Below are 5,008 nucleotides of genomic sequence, written 5' to 3' on the forward strand. Positions count from 1 at the left end.
GTCTGGCGGCAGATGCGGCGGGAGGATTTCGCCGTCGCCCGCTGCACCGTGGAGCGGCTGATGCGCCAGATGGGCCTGCGAGGCGTGATCCGCGGCAAGCCGGTGCGCACCACGATCAGGGGCTCACCTCAAGGTTTGTTCGCCAGAACACGCTTTGAAGCACAAACACGGAACAGCTTAACGCTACCCAGGTTGGCGTCACTGATCTTCCCCCGAGAAGGAACGCAGAGCGCTTACCCCCGTCCACTTCCTCAGGGAAGATCAAGTCTCGCAGGAGCTTCTAAGTTGGGTTCGCCGCCCACCTAGAAGCGCTTGCGTGCTTCCACGGTCCCGTGAACAGCTTTTTGGTCAGTGGACACCGCAATGCCGCCGGACAAGCCAATTTCCCATCCAGAGGGCAGCAAAAGGCCCAGCTCCGGATCGAACACGAACGCGTCTCGCGACCAGCCTCGTGCTTTGAGACTGTAGTAGCTCGCGCCGCGGACGTCGGCGTAGTCCAGGCGCTGGTCCGCACCGCCAGCAAATTCGTGACGCCACTCGGCGCGCATGCCGCTCGTCAATATACCGACGCGAACCGCCTGGCTGTGAGTCCCGCGCACACCGAGCACGCCTAGTGTCGATCGGATTTTGCGCGCGTCGAAGCGAAGATCAAAGATCCCCGCGCCAGCTTCCCGATAGGCGTCCAGCGACCCATTCAGATATTCAAGTCGCCCGTAGCTGGACCAGCGCAACTGACCAACCTGGCGGTCGATGCCAGACGACAGAGCGATCGTCGTGAACTGGCCGTCTCGTGCGCCCAAGGTCGTCGCGCCGCTGGTCGGATCGAGGCGGCGGGTATCGAAGTCCAACCACCCGCGCGCGATCATCAGGTCAATGAACATGTCATCGACCGGGGTGAAGCTGCCATAGGCGGCCAGGACTTTGCTCTGCGCCGCGACACGGCCCGCCCCGTCGCCGATGCGGCTGCGATCCTTGCCATAGCCGACGCCGAGGCCGACGTTCGCCCTGTCGCTGATTTTCGCGTCCACACCCAGGGTCAGGCCGCTGCTGGTCGCGCGGATCTTGTCGGCATTGGACGACGCATCACGCGTGCTCAACTCGATAGAACCCGCCGTCCAAACCGACAGTTGACCTTGGTGACATGCCCTATCGGATTCAGGTCTCGCGGCGGCGCCATCTGAGACAGGCTGAGCGCTCTCGTCGCCCGAAGGCGAAGCTTGGGGCCCGTCGGTTCGACCGCGCTCGTCGCGGCCGCTCTGCCTATCGATCGGGTTCAGTCGGACCCCATTTGCCGACACCAGGCAGTCCACACCGTGTAAGCTTTCGGCGCGGCGCATGAAGTTGTCGACCTGAGCCCGCGAAAAGCGCCGCGCGGCCTCCGCCTGAGCATCACTGATGGCCTGCACCGTGGGATCGGCGGACGGATCAGGCCGCGCCGAGACCTCAATGGTGACGGTGGCAGGAGATGAGACGCCGAAGATATTGGTCAGCGTGTAGTTGACCGTGATTGTCCCGCCGAACCGCACCTTCGGCGTGACGTCCAGCCGGAAGGTCCGCGCCGCTTCCGTTCCGCCTTGGACCAGGTTGATCGTCGCGGCGTCCACCGGGGTGACCGCGCCCAGACCCGCACTGGTGAAGGGGCCTTCGCTCGCGCCCGTGGTCAGCTCGACCGATACGAACTTTCCGTCGGTGGTCGCAGCGGTAAGCGCCTTGGCGACGGGGGGGCGGCCGACAACCGTGATGGTCGCGGTCGCTGGCGTCGAAACGCCACCAGGACCCACGGCGACGAACTCAAATGTGTCGACGCCTTGGAAGTCCTTGTCGGGTGTGTAGACAGCCACGAATTGGCTCGGCGTAGAGATCAACGCGCTCGACGCCATGGCAAAGGCGAAGATGCCCCCGCCCCCGCGCATGGCGAGGGTCTGAGTGATGGCCACCGAGCCGTGCTTGGGTTGGGTGACGATGCGCACTTCGGTGACATCGCCCGAAACCAGGCTCGAAAGGTTGAGGCTAACGTTTTGCCCGGCTTGAGTCTGCGTATTGGCCGGCACCGTGGCCGACGTGGAGTTGGCGGCGACGGGTGCCGCGGCGGCGATCTGAACCGAATAGCTGGCCGTCCCAACCGCTCCGTTGACGTCCGTGACGGTGACGTCGAAAGTGTAGGCTCCGGCCGTGGTGGGGGCGCCGGCCACCACGCCAGCCGAGGCGTCGAGGCTGATGCCGGTAGGCAGGGCGCCGCTGGAGATCACGTAAGCGTAAGGAGCCGTGCCGCTAGAGACCGAGAGCGTCTGGCTATAGGGGTCTTCAGCAACCCCGCCTGGCAAGGCCCCTGGAGCCGGACCGAAAGTCAAGTTTGGCGCGGCGACAATCACGGTGATGGTGGCCGGAGACGAGGTCCCCGAGGCGTTCGTGGCCGTGTAGGTGAAACTGTCGGACCCGGAATACCCGGCCGTTGGAGTATAGCTCACCGACAGACCCGAGGTCGTAGCGACGCCATGGCCGGCCGCGCTACCGATGGAAATCGAAGTTGAAGCGCCGCCGGTTAGGTTTAGGACGATGGCGTTAGCCGAACTGTTCGCGAGGACCGAGGTCGAAACCGGACCAGTGATCGGCGCAGCCAAGACAGCGGCGATGGTGCCGGTGTAGGTCTTGGCGTCGGTCATGCTGTTGGCGTCGGTCGCGGTGACCGTGACGCTGTAGGCGCCTGCGGCCGTGGCCGTGCCGCTGATGACGCCGGTCGAGGCGTTGAAGCTGAGGCCAGCCGGCAAAGCTCCGCCCGTGACCGCAAAGGTCACAGGGGCGGTGCCGCCCGAAGTGGCGAGCGTCCGGCTGTAGGCTTGGCTCAAGATCGGGGTCGGCAGGCTGGCCGTGGTGATCGAAACGCCGGCCAGGATCGTGCCGGTATAGGTCTTGGCGTCGGTCATGCTGTTGGCGTCGGTCGCGGTGACCGTGACGCTGTAGGCGCCTGCGGCCGTGGCCGTGCCGCTGATCACGCCGGTCGAGGCGTTGAGGCCGAGACCAGCTGGCAGAGCGCCGCCGGTGACGGTGAAGGCGATCGGCGCGGTCCCGCCCGAGGTGGCGACGGTCTGGCTGTAGGCCTGGCCCAGGACCGGGGTCGGCAGGGTCGAGGTCGTGATGGCTGGCGGCGTCGGGGCTGCAGCGACCGTGCTCGAGTAGGGTGACCCGGAAATCGCCGTGCCATCCAGGGTGATCGCCACCGTATCGACGCCACTCACAGCGGGCGTGTAGGTGACAGAATAAGTTCCGTTACCGTTGTCGGTGATCGCGCTTGGCGTTGCGCCAGTATTGCTTCCGCCCACGGTGAGCGAGAGGCCGCTTGCCGCGCCCGTCACCGTATTGCCGTTACTATCCTTGACCGTGATTATGACCGTCGTCGCTCGTCCCGCAGTTCCAGAGGGAACACTCGCAGTTGTTTGCGCGGCGCTTCGCACGCCGACGAAAGTGACTGAGACGGTGTTTGAACTCGTGGTGCTCGTGCCGTTGGCCGAAGCGGTCGCCGTGTAGGTCACGGTGCCCGATTGTAGGCCTTGAACGGTGAATGTGGCTTGGCCGCTAGCATTCGTCGTAGCTGAGGAGGGCGAGATCGACGACCCGCCAGACGGACTACCAGACAGCGAGACTGTCGCTCCCGAAACGGCCGTCCCGGACGACAGTTTGACAGTCACGACGACGGAAGCCGTCGCCCCCACCGACACAGTGGCCGTCGAGCCGCCGTTGACCAGCAAGGTTGTACCCGCGGGATCGGGCGCCGTCGCATCGATATATTCGTTCAGCTTAGCGACGATGGCGTTCGAGCTGCCGCTATAGCTGCTGGACGTGGAGTAGGAGCCGCCAAGAACGAGTAGGCGGTCACCGCTACCGCCGCTAAAGGCGACCGCATTCATCTGGGTATTGCCGTTGGGGTAACGGGAGTTGAGCACCCCGACCTCGGAATGGGGAACGCCCCCAATTGTATAGGTCAGCGTGCCGCTGGTATTTTGGAAGGCGCGCTGGTTTCCGCCGTCCGAAAACCGGATCGATCCGGCATCCGCACTGAGTAGCGACGTCGAGGTGAACGTTTGCCCAGACAGGCTGCCTTGATAGGCGCGGTTGAAGGTGAGGTCAGCGGCGAATGCTGACGATTGCACCATTAGGATCGCGACAATGGCTGCCAGCGCTTTGACGATCGACTGCCAAAGGCCAGCCGTTTTCTTGCCGAGTACGCCAGTCGTTGCGGTCATCGTCGTTGCCTAGAGGTGTTGGCCGTAAGGCGCCCTTTAAACGGTCGGGAGAGTTAATACGCGGGTTAGAATTGCAGGGCCAATCAAGCGACATAACGTCGCTACCCAATCAAACGGATGGGATTTGATTCTCTTTCAGAAGGGCTATCGAGGGGGCATCCTGTCCTTGCGGCCACGACGCGGGGACGCGCTGAAGGCATAAAGTGAGTTTCCCAAGCGTGCGATTGCGTCACATGCCGAGCAACTCAAGATGTCGGTAGTGTTCAGTGTCCGCCGTCAGCGCCTTTGATACAGATTGAGGGTTCCGTTTAGAGGAGGGTTTTGGTCTCATCGTAGTGACGAAGGAACGAAGATGAGACCAAAACCCTTGGCTGAACCGCGCCGAGTTTGCCGGAGGCCATTTGGTTTAAGTCATGCCGCCATAGCGGACGGCGTGATCGCGGCATAGTAGGCGGCTTCGGCTCCCGCTGGCGGGATGTTACCTATGGGCTCGAGGAGCCGGCGATTGTTGAACCATTCGACCCACTCCAGCGTGGCGAACTCGACGGCCTCGAAGCACTTCCACGGTCCACGCCGATGGATGACCTCGGCTTTGTAGAGGCCGTTGATGGTCTCGGCCAAGGCGTTGTCATAGCTATCGCCGACGCTGCCAACCGAAGGCTCAATGCCAGCCTCGGCCAATCGCTCCGTGTACTTGATGCTGACGTATTGCGAGCCGCGGTCGGAATGGTGCACGAGACCGCCGCGATGTTGAGGGCGCCGTTCGT

General features: G+C 63.5%; 2 protein-coding genes and 1 pseudogene. 1 reads left to right on the forward strand and 2 read right to left on the reverse strand.

The annotated features are described in order from the left end of the window. Positions 1–117 (forward strand): annotated as a pseudogene (locus tag ACP69S_RS21835) (IS3 family transposase); the annotation flags it as partial. A 185-nt stretch (positions 118–302) separates the two neighbouring features. Here ACP69S_RS21835 and ACP69S_RS21840 read toward each other — a convergent pair. Further along, positions 303–4,241, reverse strand: coding sequence for a putative Ig domain-containing protein (locus ACP69S_RS21840; protein WP_426000809.1), 3,939 nt, complete (start codon positions 4,239–4,241; stop codon positions 303–305). 411 nt (positions 4,242–4,652) lie between these two features. Continuing rightward, on the reverse strand, positions 4,653–5,008 hold a 356-nt coding region (locus ACP69S_RS21845; RefSeq protein ID WP_426000810.1), incomplete at its 5' end, for an integrase core domain-containing protein.

The organism is Caulobacter sp. DWR1-3-2b1 (assembly GCF_049895765.1).
In the GTDB taxonomy this organism is placed as follows: domain Bacteria; phylum Pseudomonadota; class Alphaproteobacteria; order Caulobacterales; family Caulobacteraceae; genus Caulobacter.